Raw genomic sequence first — 17,026 nt, 5'->3', positions numbered from 1 at the left:
AAATGATGTCTGTGAGCTATCACAGAAACTTGTAAACTAGTTCGTAAAGCAGAATCATACATAAATAGAGTAGTTTCCTAATCCTACCTACGTATTATACAATGGGTCTTGCGAGTCGTAAAGCAATTTTTTCTAATAAATAGACAAGATTCTTCACGAGGTCATTCTTGGTAAGTTCCCCAATGTTTTTGACTCTACATCTTAAACGCAATAGATTTCGAAAAGTTGCGGATTCCACAAAAAAAGTTTTGAATTTATTTATGTACTGTTACCGTGCGGGTCTTCTTAGAATTCAAAACCTTCACAAACCATTGATACATCAGCATTTCCAACACTTAGTATTTGTTTGCACTCAAATGCTAACGTTTAAATATACCCTCCATTTTTATCCGTGAACCGACATTTTTCTCAAATTTAAAAATAAAAAAAGCATCCTCGTGAAGCCTCTTGAGGATGCTTTTGCGCTATCTTGGCTATATTGGTTAGCGAATTTTCATCGCAAGTTCAATAATTTGGGCACGCATTTGTGGATCACTATTCAATCTCAGATACATATCATCGATCGGAAGTCTGTTCTCACGATATGTTTTCTCATGCTTCATTGTTGTATGAGACCATTCAATTAGTTCATTCTCAGCCAAGACCAAATTATTGTATGCATCATGGAATCCAGTAGACTGTACAAGTCCTTCCATGACTTCCTGAGAGATCTCTTGTGTCTTACGTGTATCTTCCAACTTTTTCTCCAGAATGACTGCCTGCTTCTCGAACTGTGTCTTTGCCTTCATGTAGCCCAACTGAGCTTTTGAATAAATCGGTTTCATTAGCTAACTTCACCCTCTAGATCATTGTGTATTTACCGTTATTGTATCTTAAACTCTAGCAAATTACAAAATTAGTTATTGGTAATAAATCTGTTTCTTCTATTATAAAAGTGTTCTTTACAGAATGATGAACAGTCATAAAAAGACCTATCCCTTTAGTGTAAGGGACAGGTCCTTCCTACATACATTGATATCTTATCCGAATTAACTCAAGTTTTTAGGGAATAACTTTGTGCTCTTTTTCAGTAATTCTACTGCAATTTTAGCAGCCTCTGCACGTGTCAGATTACCCTTTGGATTGAACTGGAATTGCTGCTTAGTAGAACCCGTTACTGTTACAGGACTACCCTCCATAATTTTAGCTTTGGTTACAGCTTGTACTGCTGGACGAGCATAGTACTCAATAGAACCGGAATCCTGGAACGACTTAGCAAGAGCAGATGCAAGTTTGCTATCGTTGATCGCAAGCTTGCTACTCATTGCTCTCGCAATCATTACAGCCGCCTGCTCGCGTGTAATCCGATCTTCCACTCCAAAGTATCCATCACTTAATCCTGTTACAATACCCGCACGAGCCGCTGTCTCAATGGCAGCAAAGCTCCAAGAGTTCTTCTCTGCTCTTTTTGATACATCAATAAACGTTTGTTTATTTTCGTCATAATTCAGTGGGATGTTCAGACCTTTGACCAGCAATGTGGCAAATTCTCCACGTGTGGTTTGATCATCTGCACCAAACTCACCTGTACGTAGGGCTTTCATGATGCCTTTGGAATACAGAGCATTCAGCATATTACGAGCCCAAGGGTGGTTAGTTACATCTTGGAAGCTTCTACTTTGCTTCATGACTTTATAATAACCAAATTCATCAAAAGGTACAGTAATCGTGTGTGCTTTAGTGTCAACAACTCCACCGATTGGTATCCATTGTTTCTGGTCGGTTACATCTGTATAGCGGAATACTGTAATCGTTGAACCAACTTCATCAACAATACTTGGATCATATTTCAGCGTCAGACTCCCTCGTTGTGATGGAGTGAGAATTCTTGAAGTTGGATATTCAGGATAATAACCATAAATTGAGTATGGTGGTATTCCATCTGTATAAGGTAGATTATTTAGCTCACCAAGACCACCATTAATCCAATATACATCCGAGATCAACGTAAAGTTCCCTGTATTATTGGTTGAACTAAATGCACTAATCAAATCTTCGCGCAGGGCAATGGCACTCTCTCCACGAACGGTTCTCATGTCACGGTCAATATTCATTACATTTCCGTAGTCATTCTTACGCTCTAGTACACCGTTTAGTGGATCAGCAATACCAAATAGAATTTTATTATCAGGGTAGAACTTGGTGCCTCCATCCACTTTCGCTTGAAGGATTGTGCCCTTAGGGAAAGATAACGTTAATTCCTTATTAAACACGGTGTACTTGTTAGCTACTTTAGGAGCCATAAACTGACTATCTACGGTTACTGCGCCTGTGTAGAATACATTAATGGTTTCATTAATTGTACTACCATCTCGTTCAATAGAAATTTTGATCTTATTATCTTTATCTGGTTTCAAGCCAACGTAATCATAGATATATCGATTGTTCATATCTGTACGTTTTGTTGCCACATTCTTGTCAATTAATACTCGGGATGCACCCTCCGCTTCGATATCGAATCGGATATAGTTTTTGTTGACAACAATTTTATCCCCAACTGTCGGCTGTGGAGCGACAATACGGAATGAAGATGGTTCACGTACAATTTCGAGCCTTTGTGTTGTTCTTGCACCAGTGCTGTTGATTAACTCAAGTGTATATACCTGAGTTCCTGGTGAATCAAATTTCAGGTTTTTGATACGAGCTATGAACTGTTTCTCCGTTCCTGCGAAATCATACTTCTTCGAATGTGGTGCTGGCCCTTCTTTATCTAAATCAAGTGTCAATGTGCTCGTCTGATCATGACGGAAAATCAATTCAGATCCGAAATAAACATTCGCAATCTGTGCGCCTCCACCTCGGAACACAAGATCATAGGTGTCCTCACTTGTTACGTATTTATTCTCTTTGAACGCAAAATCAGTTGTTACTGCAAAGATGTTACTCATCTCTTCGGGAGTATAGCTGGTTATTTCCTTCTCATAAAATGGTGCACGTGCATTAGAAGATTTGGGTACTGCCGTAGGCATAAATGAATCAATAGTAGATACATTCTCATCAATGATATACACCGTAATTGTTCTCGTAATAATTACTGGCGCACCCTTCTCATCCTCATCTGTAGCCGTAATACGAATGATATTCTGTCCATAGCCTAGAGGGCCATCTTTTGTAATCCCTAGATCGAACTCGAAGTTATTACCACCTGAAGATGGGAACCCTGTCGTAGGTTTTTCAACCTTACCATTTACTTGTAGTTCCGATTTGAAACCAGTTGCTGGACCAGTACTATTATTCACGTTGCGGAAATCAAGGTATTTACCAATCACTTCTAACTTGGCAGAGTTATTGCCTGAATTGAATGTGAATGTCTGTCCGTCTTGAAGGTTTTCAATATAGATCGAGCTGCTTGATGCAAAACTTACCCATCCTACGAAAGGCAATTCAGGTGCTTTGGTTGCATCTCCATAAAAGAAACTAATCTTCTGCTGTCCACCTGACATTTTGTTAACCTTATAGATTTGTTGAGTATCTTTGAGACCTGCATCACTGGAGTCCACCTTATCTATATCAAGGGCTGATGTCAATGAAGGCAGATACTTACCATTAATGTCTTCACCCTTGATTGTTTGAGTTGACTCAACCAAGATGTAAAACGTATTTTCTGAAACCTTCGTATAATCGGTTTTGTTCAAAAGAACTTTTGAATCCACCGGCCCACTTGTATAACCAGGTAAATAGTAAATATTCGTGATATCTCTACTGTCTGGTGAATATGTAAACTCACCTGTGTAGCCCGTATTGAATGATCCATACTTTGCAACAACTTTAATCGGTTGGTTCTTGTTAACTGTGCCACCTGTAGCTGCAAGAGTATATTCACCAACACCCTCGAAGGTTATCATCCGGTACTGATAGTCAACCCCGTTAGCCCCAGTAATAAGAATTTCTTTAGTGGCGTCAACTTGTACAGGATAGACATTATCATTCACTTCGATACCTGTTGCACCATCAAATGGAGTTGTAGAGTAAGGCACTATGATTTGACCAGACAGTTTAGCTGTTGTTCCTGGTGTTGAGAAGTTAGCTTTGTTATTAAGAACAGACTTCTTCTCTCCAGCACTTCCACCAATAGTAATCTGTAGGTCTGCAAATGACTGGTTCTTGTCAAAGTAATATAACGTTCTTTCGACAGTCATTGAACTTGACGGACCAACAATGTCAAACACAACTTTGTTTTTACCACTTGCAAGTGCTAATGGTGGAGTAAAGAACTTCTGACTAATCTCACTGTTTTGTGTAGGAAAAGCATCTACTTTTGCCCCACCATTAATAGAAAGAGATACCTTATTTGCATTTTGAAGTGTTAAACCAAAAGTAACATCTTTTGTGTCTACTACCGTCTCTGATACACCATTTAGGTTAAATTCTTGCCCATTCCCTGTGGTGAAATCTGTTGTTACAGTCAACTTTTCAATTAACGGAGTTTCCTCATATAAAATATAAAATGTGTTAGACCGTTCAACATTATTTAATCCACTTCCAGTTAGGGTAACCCGGTTAAATCCAGGATATAGATCTAATGTAGCTGTAAACTTAGGAGCCGCTTGAGAACCCGCATCAGCTAGGATACTCCCTGTTCTCGTTCTTCCTGCATCCACTGTCCATTTAGTGTTGTTACTAGATAAAGTTAGCTGTTCTACAGAAGCTTTCAAGTTGTCCGTGCTAACTCCCGAGAATGTACCCGTAACCGTAATTTTCGAATCTTTGGTTACATAGGCTTTATCTCTGGTAAGAAACGTCTTGCCCGCAATCGTAGAATCAATTGAAAGATCAGATGTCTCTCGCAAGGTTTTCAAATCCGGTATGAAATAAGAGGCTGTACTCGGCCCAGTTGAAGCAGGATCATCCGCTGCGGAAGCAACGAATCCACCGAACAGTCCTTGTGGGAACAATGAGAATACCATGGCGACCAACATGACCCATACTAATGGCCGTTTTTTCTGTTGCATTAAGTATCATCTCTCCTTCTTTTAAGTCAGTTAGTGTTATATATCGGTCAGAAGGTTCCAATTATTTAGTAAAAACAGCAAAAAAAACAAAAAACCTTATCCACGAGGAATAAGGCTTGGGGCTTGAAAATGGTATATATAGCGTTAGGCATATCGTTTATTATGTTATGATTTCGAGCGAGTCTCTGGACTTAGTTTGACGCGCATGCGCATCAGGAAATTAATAACCGGTCTTCTTGTTTTGCTGACTAAGCCAATGACCTCTGCGCCGACTTGTAAGAAGAACATCATGATACAGATCACGACGAACGTAACCCAGTTGGCTTCGAACATGGCAGCAGACGATTGGATAATCGCAAGCACACCGAAGAATGCAGCAATACCGTAGATGATCAGCACCGTCTGGCGGTGGCTGAATCCAAGCTCACGTAAGCAGTGATGCAAGTGACCTTTATCCGGTGAGAAAATCGGCTTCCGTTGTACCGCACGACGAATGATCGCGAAGAAGGTATCCGAGAGAGGCACACCGATGATGATCAGCGGCGTAATGAAGGACACGACTGCAATTTGCTTGAACCCCAGCATAGACAACATCGCCAGTGAGAACCCTAGGAATAGTGACCCGGTATCTCCCATGAAGATCTTCGCTGGATGGAAATTGAAGAACAAGAACCCGATAATACTTCCGAGCAACACAAGACACATCAAGGCAATCATCATGTTCCCCATCAAGAAGGACATCACGGCGATTGTCCCAATGGCAATACCGGATACACCTGCTGCCAGACCGTCTAAGCCATCAATCAGGTTAATCGCATTCGTTACCCCAACAATCCAGAAGATGGTCAGCGGAATCGCTACCCAAGCCTCTAGTGAAGAATACGCATCCTGAAATGGAATGTTAACGAAGTCTACACGAATATTGAAGCCAAATACAACTACCGAAGCAGCAACGATCTGTCCAAGCAGCTTCACTTTAGCTGACAATTCAAATCGATCATCCAGTGCACCAATCAGCACGATAATCGAACCACCGATTAGAAATGCACTAACAAAACTCATATCTCTTGTTGTAAACCATGCCGACACAAAAGGAAGCAAGGCTGCAACTGTAATAACAAAAGCCAAGAAAATTCCGAGTCCACCTAGACGTGGCATAATCCGTGTGTGCACTTTACGTGCATTCGGCGTATCCATTGCGCCAATACGTACTGCGAACTTTTTGACAAGCGGTGTCAGGGCAAGAGCCAGTCCCATTGACACGATAAATCCAATGATAAAGATCGCTACCATTTGAACATTCGACCCCCAATTATAATGCCGTGCATAATGTTAAATCCCCTGATCTCTGTTTGAGGTTTGATTCCTCTTTTCTATATATAAAAAATTACTTGTTAGACATGTTTAATGATGAATATCTGTTACACGTTAACGGAAAGAGCAAGGAAAACCTGGAGAAGCGAAGCGTTCGCATTTATCACCGGATTTCTCCCTTATATAAGGGGATAAAAGAAATCTGGAGATAACGGCGATCGAAAGGTTGCCTTGATCTTGTAGTGGTAAGTGTAACGTTTTACTCATTTCAGTGGCACACATGTAATCCAGAACGAATTATACGCTGAACCCCAACGAAACGCCAACCTCAATTTTTAGCAAAAACACGCATTTTTCTCGTATTAGCCTATATTTATTGGGCTTTTGTCACGTTTTCTTTGTCCGTTATGACTTTAAGTGCAAATTTCGGAAGCGCAAGCATGCGACCAGCCCGACTTGGCTCACGAAGCAAGCGATAGAACCATTCCAGTCTTAACTTCTGGAACAGTTTTGGCGCACGTTTCGTTTTGCCTGATATGACATCGAAGCTTCCTCCAACACCCATCATCACCGGAATCTGGAGTGTGTTCTTGTGCTTGTTAATCCAAGGTTCTTGCGTATCTGCACCCCGTGCAACAAACAATAGATCCGGAGCAGTTTCACGAATTGCAGCCACGACTTGTTCATCTTCATCCGAACCGAAGAAGCCGTCACGATAACCTACAATACGAATCGCCGGATACTGCTGTTGTAACCGAACTGCCGTTTCTTGAATCACCTCAGGGGTAGAGCCGAGTAAATATACACCCCAACGATAGTTTTCTCCAACGCGCAGCAATTCATGTAAAAGTTCATATCCGGGAACACGCTCAGCTACAGGATCTCCGCAATAATTTGCAGCCCATACAACGCCTGTACCGTCTGGGACGACCATCTCAGCCGATTGCATCACTCGCATGATGGCTGGATCTTCCATTGCCGCCATAACCATGATTGGATTGGCTGTAATTACGTGATGCGGTTGCTTCGACAGCACCGCCTCCCTTAGAACCTCTACCGTCTCGCTCATCGGCAATTTGGAAAAAGGAATACCATAGATGGAAACGGTAGGTATAGTTCCGGTCTGACTCATTATCTTCTCACCCTTTGCGGCCTAAATAGTTAATAATCTGCTGTGCAGGCACTCTGGCCTCCTGCTTCAATTCCGTAATTAGTTCTTCATGCTCCTTCAGCCATTGTGACCGCTGATCGAGAAGCTTCGATACATGCTTGGCTAGTTGATCTGCATCAAGCGTGCTTGTGCTACCTACAGGATCGCTGTGCAGGCGAAGCATGAACTGATCGATCTTCGGATCGTAAGAAATTCCCACTGGGGGTACATATTGCGAAGCCGCATAGATCAGACTGTGCAGTCGCATCCCAATGACGATATCACACTGACTTACCTCTTGCAGCATGAGCTGTGGATCGGTCAGATTGTCCGTTATGCTGACCTCGCTCCCTTTGCTACTCACATCGCCCAGTAGTTCCATCACGAATCGTGATGCCTCTTCATCCTTAGGCAAATGGAATGGCATAAACCGCAAATGAACGGCTTTGTGCACACAGAGCTTCTTCAATCCAGCAGCAATAGCCGTAAGCTCTTTGCGATCGGATTCCCAGAAGCGAACCGAGATTCCGATAACGGGAAGTTTAGTATTCCCCGGGGAATGGTTATGACTAGAGGAGCCCTCTTTGCCAGAAGTCGTTTCCCCGGATTCCGCCACCGCAGTCTTCCCTATTGCTACATTCTCCGGCAAAGGCAATCCCATCACTGGATCAGGCACGACGTGAATCTGATTCCACTGCAATCCTAACTGGCGAAGCAGCTCGGCAGATTGCTCATCACGAACTGATACATATTTACATGCTTTGAAAACGGAACGGATCATCGGATTAAAAATCTTCCGGTTCACCGGACCGATTCCTTGTGCGTATATAAACGTTGGTTTCTTCAACCACTGGGCAAGCTTGATAACGCCAAGGTAATACGGGATGGACTTCAGCCCTGTTGCATCTTGAAGCAGGCTTCCACCACCGCTAATTAACCCATCACTTTCCTTGATCGCTTCTCGAACTTCCTTGAACTTCATACGATGAACGGAACGAACACCATACATTGAAGTTGTCGATTCTGGATCACCGGAGAGCACAATAGGCTCAATGCTGACACCCGATCTGTGACTCTCCTCTTCCAGAGCGGTTAGAATTGACTTCAATACCGCTTCGTCTCCGCTGTTACGGAAACCGTAATATCCTGAGATGACTAATTTTTGAGAAGTGGTGACCATTTTTTCCAACATCCTTCCGCGACTTGCCACACACCCACAGCAATGATCCCGAAGATTAAGCCAAGTCCCAATCCCATCACACCACGAATGAGGGACAACACAGCTGGTGTGTGGATATGCGCAAACGTATCAACCATGGACAACTGTCCAATCGTTGCAAGAATAAGAACAAAAACAAATTTACGATATTTCAATGCAGCGAACACACCAACGATAAACAGTGGGTGTCCTCCCATGAACTCTTTGAATCTTGGACGTACGCCGAAGGTATCTTCAAGCGCTGTACGCAGGAACATTTCAAATGGTGTAACCGAACCTGAATTACCTGTACGCGTCAAATAATAATAACCTGCAGCAGCTGCAATCACAGCGAGTACAACCATTAATACGTTAATTGGCATACGAAGCATTTCTTTAATTTTCTTAATCGAGAAACTGCCCGAACCCCGATAAAACACAACATAAATCGCAACCAGTGCAATTGGTGCAAAGTGCAACAGACTCACGCCTCGGAACTGGTTAATGACCAGACTGTACGTAATGCTGTTCAGCAAAGCGATGACAAATGGCACGGCCATAAATGAAAGAATCGACGTTCTTACATATAGAATGATAGTCTGACCTAAACGACGACCTGCGGACGCATCTGGCTGACGTTGCTGTTGGTAATTTACCGTACGAACGGCAAGTACCATGGCAATCGTCGGTGCCGCAATGGCTACTAGCAAGGCAATCCCTTGCTCAAGCAGTGTCGGTTTCAGCAAGAACAATCCGGCACTTCCCACTAAACTTAGTGCGAACACAAGCAGAGTTAGCATTGGTACAAAGTATGATACCATGAGCGTAATCAGGGCAATCGCACCAATTAGAGCAACCAGCTTGGCATAACGTTGAATGGACGAATCCTTCACCGTAAATGCTTCAGCTTGTCCTAGCTCGAATCCGAATTTACCCATACGTTCAACCGCATGACCTGGTTCACCCAGACTGTTGATCAGATTCTCAATTGGATCTGTAATCATGGCTTTGGACGTATTCCGACTTGGTGAAGCATTCATGTAGAGCATGCGAATGTTACGGTCTTTCGTCGCCAATACAAAACGGTCTGCAATGGTATCTACGTCCAGATTGGCATCGGCGTCACTCAGGGAATATAGGCGTGCAACATTATAATCAATTTTGTAAGCGAGTGTCTGGAAGCCTGATTGTGGCTTCTTCAGATTCTCAATCGCTGCGAGTCCGATATCGTATTTATTGAGCAATTGTGCGAATTGATCAATACTCTTCATCTCCGCATTATCATTGTACCCTTTCACAGCATCCCCATCAAACAAGATGCGTGTAACGCCATTCTCTTTGAAGAACGACAATAGGCGCTCCATCGAAGCTTGGTTGTAAGGTACGCTATCCGAGATCCGCGGTAAGATGTGGAAGCCGTGATCACGCAGCATTTTCACAGCAACCGGGTCAGGCTGCAATGGCTGCATGTTGGCATTCTCCGGCGGAGTCTGCAATATTAAGCCGCTACGGCCTTCATATTCCCATGGAACCACAGGAATCTGGCGGTCAGCGAACGTTTGTTCAATGATAGGGGCATACGTCTGCGCATTCTCTTCATTCGTGAACAGCACATAGGTGAAGTTCTCATTCGAAGGAATCACATTCTTCGTCAGATTCGCGAGATCCTGACCGTTATATACCATAATACGGCGTGTCTTTCTCAACTCATCCAGTGTACTTTCGAACACTGCCATGGTTGTTACGCCAGCACCTTTTAGACGTGTTAATTGTTCATTCATAAAATCTTGCGGATGGGCCTGATATGCTGAGATATCCAGCAGACCTCGATAATTGAAGACCAGTTCTACTTTCTTGGCAGAAGACTCCGTCTGCACTCGATCACTAATCACGGGAATGGAGGCTACCAATCCAATGATGACAACAAGCCACAGCCACTTCCGGGAAGCGGTATTCCAATAAAGCCATTTTTGACGCACTATACGTGTACCTCCTCAAGTGTTGGAACCAAAATCCACGTTCAGCTCAAGTAATTCCATCATGTATTCCACTTTTACAATATCCACTCCGATGACAGAATAACCTTCCGATCACTGTTATCCCCAGATTTTTTTGATCCCTTTATCTAAAGGGAAAATCCGGGGATAAAGGCGAACGCTTCGCTTCTTCATGTTATTTCTGTCCTCTTCGTTCTCATGTAAACGTTAAGTTTAACTCTTCACCCTAACATAAAAGCCCCTCCGCCAACCAACCTTTCGGTGCGGAGAGGCTTTCTCATGTTCAAGCTACATTCTTTAAAACCTGTAACTGAATTACGCGTCTACGCGCGTCATTACTGCGTTAGACAAACGCTCGATACGGCTTTGAGCATCGTCTGTGCTCTCACCACGTACGGCAAAGTAAATTTTGATCTTAGGCTCAGTTCCTGATGGACGCAAGCAGAACCATGATCCATCCGCCAAAATGAACTTGAGTACATTTTCTTTTGGCAAGCCATCTAGGCCGAGAGAGTAGTCTAGCACGTCTTGTACAGCGATTCCCGCGACTTCTTGTGGCGGGTTAGAGCGCCAGTCTGTCATTTTGCCTTGAATCTGAGCGACGCCATCTTTACCTTTCAATGTACGGGACTCCAGCTTCTCCAAGAACGTTCCGAACTGTTTGTAGAGTTCTTGCAGGACATCGTACAATGTTTTGCCTTGGCTCTTGTAATATGCAGCTGCCTCAGCGATCAACATGGACGCCAGAACTGCATCCTTATCACGCGCATAGTTACCTGCTAGGTAACCATAGCTCTCTTCGTAACCAAACAAGAACGTATGACTACCGCTCTCTTGGAATTGATCCATTTTCTCACCAATATATTTGAAGCCTGTTAGGGTATTCATCACTTCTGCACCGTAATGCTTCGCGATTACAGCCCCCATCTCGCTTGTTACAATAGTTTTAACTACTGCACCGTTGCTCGGCAGCTTACCTGTCTCTTGCAGGCGGCTGAGTACATAATGAATCATGATGGCACCAGACTGGTTACCGGACAAGACGAAATATTTGCCATCGTTGTCTTTAACAACAGCACCCATACGGTCTGCATCTGGGTCTGTACCGATCAAAATGTCCGCACCTACTGCTTCGCCCAGCTTCATCGCAAGTGTGAACGCTTCGCGCTCTTCCGGGTTAGGCGACTTCACTGTAGAGAACTCTGCATCTGGCTGCTCTTGTTCTGCTACGATATGCAGTTGTTCGAATCCAATCTGTTCCAATACACGACGTACAGGCACGTTTCCTGTTCCGTGCAATGGCGTGAATACAATTTTGAAATCACGGCCCACACCGTCTTGAATCAATTCACGACTCAAGCTCTGGCTAGCTACAGTATCGAAAAATGCTTGATCCTCTTCTTCCCCAAGCCATACGAGCAATCCCTGTGCTTCGGCTTCTTCTTGCGTCAGCTTTTTCACATCGGCCAGAGAAGGAACCTCCTGGATGTACTGAATTACTTTTTCAGCTTCACCCGGTACGAGTTGACCGCCTTGGTGGTTGTACACTTTATATCCGTTATATTCAGGAGGGTTATGACTCGCTGTCACAACGATTCCGCCTGTTGCCTTCTGATTACGTACCGCAAATGACAACTGTGGTGTTGAACGCAGAGATGGGAACAGCTTAGCTACGATGCCGTTACCTGCTAGAACAAGTGCAGCGTCCAATGTGAACTCTGGTGAATAGTGACGGGAATCATGCGCAATGACTACAGAAGGTCTACCTTCCTTGTCACCATGCTGTTCCAGCAAATACCGCGCGAATCCTTGTGTAGCACGACCTACCGTGTATCGGTTCATTCGGTTGCTTCCAGCGCCGATCACACCACGCAATCCACCCGTACCGAACTCCAGATTACGGTAGAAACGATCTTCCAGCTCTTTCGGCTGATCCTGCAAGTCACGAAGCTCCTGTTTCGTCGCTTCATCAATCGAAGCATCCTCCAACCATTGCTGCAGCGTCAATGCTGCTGTTTCGCTTAACTGTTCCATTCCTGCAAACCCCTTCCTCTATGTCCATTCAAAATAATTGCTGACTCCATCAGCATGTTGCCCTTGATTCCAGATTGTCTTATGCATAGCAGATCGAACATCTTCTCTCAGGTGCCACATGCTCACGTATGTACTCAGCTTATCTCTTAGCTTGGGTCAGACAATGCAAACATGATCTCGCCTTCAGCGACAATTTTATCTTCCACTCTAGCTGTAGCTTTACCTTTACCGATCGAGCCCTTCAGTCGAGTGATCTCCACTTCCAACATCAGCGTATCTCCAGGCACAACTTGTCCACGGAATCGGAAATTGTCCAGTCCCGCCAAAAATCCAATTTTGCCTTTATTGCTCTCGATGCTAAGCATAGCTACTGCGCCAACTTGAGCCAGCGCTTCTGTAATCAAGACACCCGGCATTACCGGATACTCAGGAAAATGACCCAGGAAGAACGGTTCGTTGATCGTTACATTCTTCAAACCAACAGCACGCTTGCCCTCCTCCATCTCTACAATTTTATCCACCAGTAGGAACGGGGGACGGTGCGGAATGATCGCTTGAATCTGTTTGCTATCGAGCACGTTGTATTCTCCTTTCGTCGCGTTTTATATGAGACTCGTGATTAAATGATTTACGTTATCTGCTTCGTAGACGCTCCGGGTGCGGATCGTTCTTTCGATCGCTGTTGTCTTCTAATTTTATCTGATTGCACCCTTTAAAAGGTTAAAATTAGAAGACAAAGGCGAACGCTCTGCTTCTCCAGAACGATTCCTTCCCCTACACTACGTATGCTGATATGACAAACATTTAAAAACAGGGCTCATATAAAATATAGTTATTTTATTTTGTTTAAAAAGCGCATTTTCGGTCAACACTATAAATATCCTTCATGACTGCAGTAGTGAAGGTTGAGATAAGGGGTCTCTCTTGGCGATGATGCATATCATTCGCAGGGGAGGCCTCTTTTGCGTTAGACGTCAGAAGTCAAACGTCATCCATCATTATACTGTTTTCAACACCAAAAAGAAAACTCCTGCCTACGCAGGAGTTTTCCTCATTACACGTCCTATGGAGCGAACACCAGATTATACACATGCTTCCAAGTGCTCCACTCGAATACGGAGCCGATATCCTGTTTACCCAGTACTACATAGCCAGCGACCATACCACCAGCGAGGGCAAGAACAAGCAGAAACGGAACCAGAAACCATCTGGCGATACGCCATCCACTCTTCTTCTTCTTGACTTTCGTCTTATCCGGCTTACTGTTCTGCTGCTCTGTATCTGTCATCACATTCACCTTTTATGCTCTCAAATTGTTGGCTAGACCCGCCATTGAATCACTGGATGTCAGTGCCCGAGCTGCCAACTGATACGTACGCTGTCCTTGCATCAGCAAAGCCATCTCCGAAGTCAGATCCACATTGGACTGCTCCAGATAACCCGCACGGATTGTAGCCGCCGCTGGACGCGTCGCTGCATTAGCTCCAAATACATCATCTTCGGTTAAACCAACGTCCAACCCAAACAGGTTATCGGCAAATTGCACCAGACCTTCTGGACGCTCAATATCAACGAGTTGCAACTGAGCACCTATGGTTGCGTTAGCCGCGTTACCACGACGAATCAGCAAATTTCCGTTCTCATCAAATGCGACCTTGCTATTCACCTGTGCGGTAATCCGATTGCCATTACGATCAAGTGCAAAGTGTCCTTCACCGTTAATGAGCACCATCATCTGAGGATCATTTGGGTTCAGCTTCGGTCTTGCATCAGGTACAAAATGAAATGCACCTTGACGTGTCCACATTTTCTGTCCATTCGCTTCCACAGCAAACATGGCATTGCCTTCAATCGCTAGATCCGTCGGGTTACCCGTCTCATTCAGCGATCCTTGCGTCATATCCTTCGTAACATCTGATAAACGTACTCCAAACCCGAGGTTAAATCCCATCGGTGTAGAACGACCGTCTAGTTTATACTTCTCAGGTTGTTGTTGTACACGAGTCAAAACATCTTCAAACGCTGCTTGCTTGCTCTTATAGCCTGCCGTGTTCACGTTGGCAATATTATCGGCAATGACTTCCAGACGTTGCTGAATGCCAGTCATGGAGACCTTGGCACTAATCATGGAATTATTCATCGGTGGTTACCCTCCCCACTACGTGGTTATATCTACGGTTGACGTTATACACGTCCAACTTCATTAACGGCTTTGTCTAAACTTCGGTCATAGAATTGCACGATCTTCTGATTGGCCTCATATGCACGGAACGCAGCATTCAGATCTACTGTCGCTTGAGAAGCATCCACATTGGAGCCCTCTAAGTATCCTTGACGGATCTGAACGTTATCTCCAGCAGCCATCATTCTAGCCGTTGCACCGCCCTGTTCGTCCAAGCTGAAGTTACCGTCACCTTGACGTACCAACTGATTCGGCAGATCAACCACGCTAATTCCAAGTGTAACGCCTGTTGGTGCACCTGTAGCTGCATTCACGAGACGACCTTGCTCATCCACTTTAAATTGCTCCACTGAACCTGTCAACACAACAGGTTGTCCATTATTATCCAACACTTGAGCGCCCGTCGAGCTCAGCAATTGTCCTGTTCCTGTAACTGTAAAATGTCCATCACGCGTATATCTTGTATTACCATCGGCATCCTGCACCGTAAAATATGCCTGTGGTTGGTACGTAACGGTACCATCTTCTCTCACAAACTTGCCTGATGCATCAAATGATACAGGTTGTCCCGTCTGTGGATCGTTTACCACCAAATTAGATGAGATGGCAAAATCACTCTTCTGCCCGCTCTCTCTAATCGCACCTTGCACATTCATGGACAAGCTCTCTTCGGCAAATACACCTGAGTTCAATCTACCCAACCGCTTTGTTGGAGTATTCGCATCTCCGCCCACCAAAGTAATGAGCATTTCCGGGAAGGATCGGCTAACACTGCTCACCTGTTTGTATCCCGTTGTGTTCATATTCACGATATTCTGAGTTGCTGTGTCATGGCGACGTTGTTGCGTAAGCATTCCCGCGGTGGCCGTATATAGACCTCTTAGCATGGTTGATCCCCTCTCCTCAAGCGCTTGTCCTGCATGGCAGGCTTATGGCTTGTCCGTTCTTAACCCGAGCATGGGCGAACCTTTGATGATTATATCGGCAGATTAGAATTTTTTCTTAACCACTTGATCCAAATTATTCAACATAATGCCTGTTCCTTTTACAACACAGTGCATTGGATCCTCTGCTACCCATACCGGTACATGCAATTCATTTGATAACAGCTCGTCCAATCCGTTCAATAGCGCACCCCCACCAGTCAACACAACACCACGGTCAATAATGTCCGCTGATAATTCAGGTGGTGTCCGCTCTAATACAGACTTCGCTGCCACAATGATGGATTGTACCGAATCCCACAAGGCTTCTTGCACTTCATGGCCAGAAACCGTTACGGTAATAGGCAGACCTGTTACCATATCACGACCACGAATATCCATCTCCGTTTGACGTCCGCCTGGATGTACAGAACCAATCGCAATCTTCAGATCCTCGGCTGTACGTTCACCGATCATGAGCTTATATTTGGCTTTGATAAACTTGATTATTGCTTCGTCGAACTTGTCCCCTGCAACTTTAATAGAAGAGGCGGTGACTACGTCGCCCATAGACAGGACTGCAACGTCAGTCGTTCCGCCGCCGATATCTACGACCATATTGCCGCTCGGCTGAAAAATATCCATGCCTGCACCGATCGCTGCCGCTTTCGGCTCTTCTTCTAGGAATACTTCTTTGGCACCGCTGCGCTCAGCAGCTTCACGGATTGCCTTCTGCTCAACGGAAGTAATGTTGGTCGGTGCGCAGATCAAAATCCGTGGGTGGCTGTACCAGCTTCTCGCCCCCACACGGTTGATGAAATGTCTGAGCATCGCTTCCGTAATCTCGAAGTCCGCAATAACACCGTCACGCAGCGGTCTAATGGCAACAATGTTACCTGGAGTACGCCCCACCATACGACGCGCTTCTTCCCCAACAGCAAGGACCCGCTTCGTATCGCTTTCAATGGTCACAACGGAAGGTTCATCGAGGACAACCCCGCTTCCTTTCACGTGAATTAGCACGTTCGCCGTGCCAAGATCAATACCGATATCCTTGCTTAACATAAAAGAGCCCCCAAAGTGATATTATTTGGTCAGCGTATCCTGTGAAAAAGAGTCCCTTATCACGTCACCGCTTGTTCGACAAAGTGCAACATATATATGTAAAAATCGGGCTGATAAGATGTCATAATTCGATCCTGTACCAGCTTTTAACATATCATACTTCAGGGGAGGG

At 44.6% G+C, this 17,026-nt stretch carries 12 protein-coding genes; all 12 read right to left on the bottom strand.

What is annotated here, in order from left to right; genetic code table 11:
• Positions 1–482 precede the first annotated feature (482 nt).
• Positions 483–824: a hypothetical protein gene (locus J2T19_RS19140; RefSeq protein WP_128103774.1), complete on the bottom strand. Its 342-nt coding sequence runs from the start codon at positions 822–824 to the stop codon at positions 483–485.
• Between the two features lie 204 nt (positions 825–1,028).
• Positions 1,029–4,991: an S-layer homology domain-containing protein gene (locus tag J2T19_RS19135; RefSeq protein WP_307218500.1), complete on the bottom strand. Its 3,963-nt coding sequence runs from the start codon at positions 4,989–4,991 to the stop codon at positions 1,029–1,031.
• A gap of 165 nt (positions 4,992–5,156) precedes the next feature.
• A complete protein-coding gene (locus J2T19_RS19130) occupies positions 5,157–6,284 on the bottom strand; it encodes a glycosyltransferase family 4 protein (RefSeq protein ID WP_145051510.1) in 1,128 nt (375 codons plus the stop codon).
• A gap of 394 nt (positions 6,285–6,678) precedes the next feature.
• Positions 6,679–7,437 (bottom strand): WecB/TagA/CpsF family glycosyltransferase, encoded by a 759-nt coding sequence (locus J2T19_RS19125; protein WP_307218498.1) that lies wholly within the window; start codon positions 7,435–7,437, stop codon positions 6,679–6,681.
• A gap of 7 nt (positions 7,438–7,444) precedes the next feature.
• Entirely contained in the window at positions 7,445–8,635 is a 1,191-nt protein-coding gene (gene csaB / locus J2T19_RS19120; RefSeq protein ID WP_307218672.1) for a polysaccharide pyruvyl transferase CsaB, read from the bottom strand.
• Positions 8,611–10,632 (bottom strand): DUF5693 family protein, encoded by a 2,022-nt coding sequence (locus J2T19_RS19115; protein WP_307218496.1) that lies wholly within the window; start codon positions 10,630–10,632, stop codon positions 8,611–8,613. The genes csaB and J2T19_RS19115 overlap by 25 nt, the downstream gene beginning before the upstream one ends.
• Positions 10,633–10,965: 333 nt before the next feature.
• Positions 10,966–12,684: a phospho-sugar mutase gene (locus J2T19_RS19110; protein WP_307218494.1), complete on the bottom strand. Its 1,719-nt coding sequence runs from the start codon at positions 12,682–12,684 to the stop codon at positions 10,966–10,968.
• A gap of 146 nt (positions 12,685–12,830) precedes the next feature.
• A complete protein-coding gene (fabZ, locus tag J2T19_RS19105) occupies positions 12,831–13,262 on the bottom strand; it encodes a 3-hydroxyacyl-ACP dehydratase FabZ (RefSeq protein ID WP_307218492.1) in 432 nt (143 codons plus the stop codon).
• A 485-nt stretch (positions 13,263–13,747) separates the two neighbouring features.
• Positions 13,748–13,972, bottom strand: a complete 225-nt coding sequence (locus tag J2T19_RS19100) for a DNA-directed RNA polymerase subunit beta (protein ID WP_307218670.1) — start codon at positions 13,970–13,972, stop codon at positions 13,748–13,750.
• Between the two features lie 12 nt (positions 13,973–13,984).
• Positions 13,985–14,824, bottom strand: coding sequence for a flagellar hook-basal body protein (locus J2T19_RS19095; protein WP_307218490.1), 840 nt, complete (start codon positions 14,822–14,824; stop codon positions 13,985–13,987).
• Between the two features lie 44 nt (positions 14,825–14,868).
• Positions 14,869–15,753 (bottom strand): flagellar hook-basal body protein, encoded by an 885-nt coding sequence (locus J2T19_RS19090; protein ID WP_307218488.1) that lies wholly within the window; start codon positions 15,751–15,753, stop codon positions 14,869–14,871.
• A 102-nt stretch (positions 15,754–15,855) separates the two neighbouring features.
• On the bottom strand, positions 15,856–16,854 hold the full coding sequence (locus tag J2T19_RS19085) for a rod shape-determining protein (protein WP_056693831.1): 999 nt from the start codon (positions 16,852–16,854) through the stop codon (positions 15,856–15,858).
• Between the last annotated feature and the right edge of the window lie 172 nt (positions 16,855–17,026).

This window comes from Paenibacillus tundrae, from assembly GCF_030812775.1.
In the GTDB taxonomy this organism is placed as follows: domain Bacteria; phylum Bacillota; class Bacilli; order Paenibacillales; family Paenibacillaceae; genus Paenibacillus; species Paenibacillus tundrae_A.
This window is presented reverse-complemented; position numbering and strand designations above follow the sequence as displayed.

Coding starts and splice junctions, on each gene's coding strand:
- J2T19_RS19095 (WP_307218490.1), bottom strand. CDS start 14,824: ATGAATAATTCCATGATTAGTGCCAAGGTCTCCATGACTGGCATTCAG.
- csaB (WP_307218672.1), bottom strand. CDS start 8,635: ATGGTCACCACTTCTCAAAAATTAGTCATCTCAGGATATTACGGTTTC.
- J2T19_RS19100 (WP_307218670.1), bottom strand. CDS start 13,972: ATGACAGATACAGAGCAGCAGAACAGTAAGCCGGATAAGACGAAAGTC.
- J2T19_RS19090 (WP_307218488.1), bottom strand. CDS start 15,753: ATGCTAAGAGGTCTATATACGGCCACCGCGGGAATGCTTACGCAACAA.
- J2T19_RS19110 (WP_307218494.1), bottom strand. CDS start 12,684: ATGGAACAGTTAAGCGAAACAGCAGCATTGACGCTGCAGCAATGGTTG.
- J2T19_RS19140 (WP_128103774.1), bottom strand. CDS start 824: ATGAAACCGATTTATTCAAAAGCTCAGTTGGGCTACATGAAGGCAAAG.
- J2T19_RS19125 (WP_307218498.1), bottom strand. CDS start 7,437: ATGAGTCAGACCGGAACTATACCTACCGTTTCCATCTATGGTATTCCT.
- J2T19_RS19135 (WP_307218500.1), bottom strand. CDS start 4,991: ATGCAACAGAAAAAACGGCCATTAGTATGGGTCATGTTGGTCGCCATG.
- J2T19_RS19085 (WP_056693831.1), bottom strand. CDS start 16,854: ATGTTAAGCAAGGATATCGGTATTGATCTTGGCACGGCGAACGTGCTA.
- J2T19_RS19130 (WP_145051510.1), bottom strand. CDS start 6,284: ATGGTAGCGATCTTTATCATTGGATTTATCGTGTCAATGGGACTGGCT.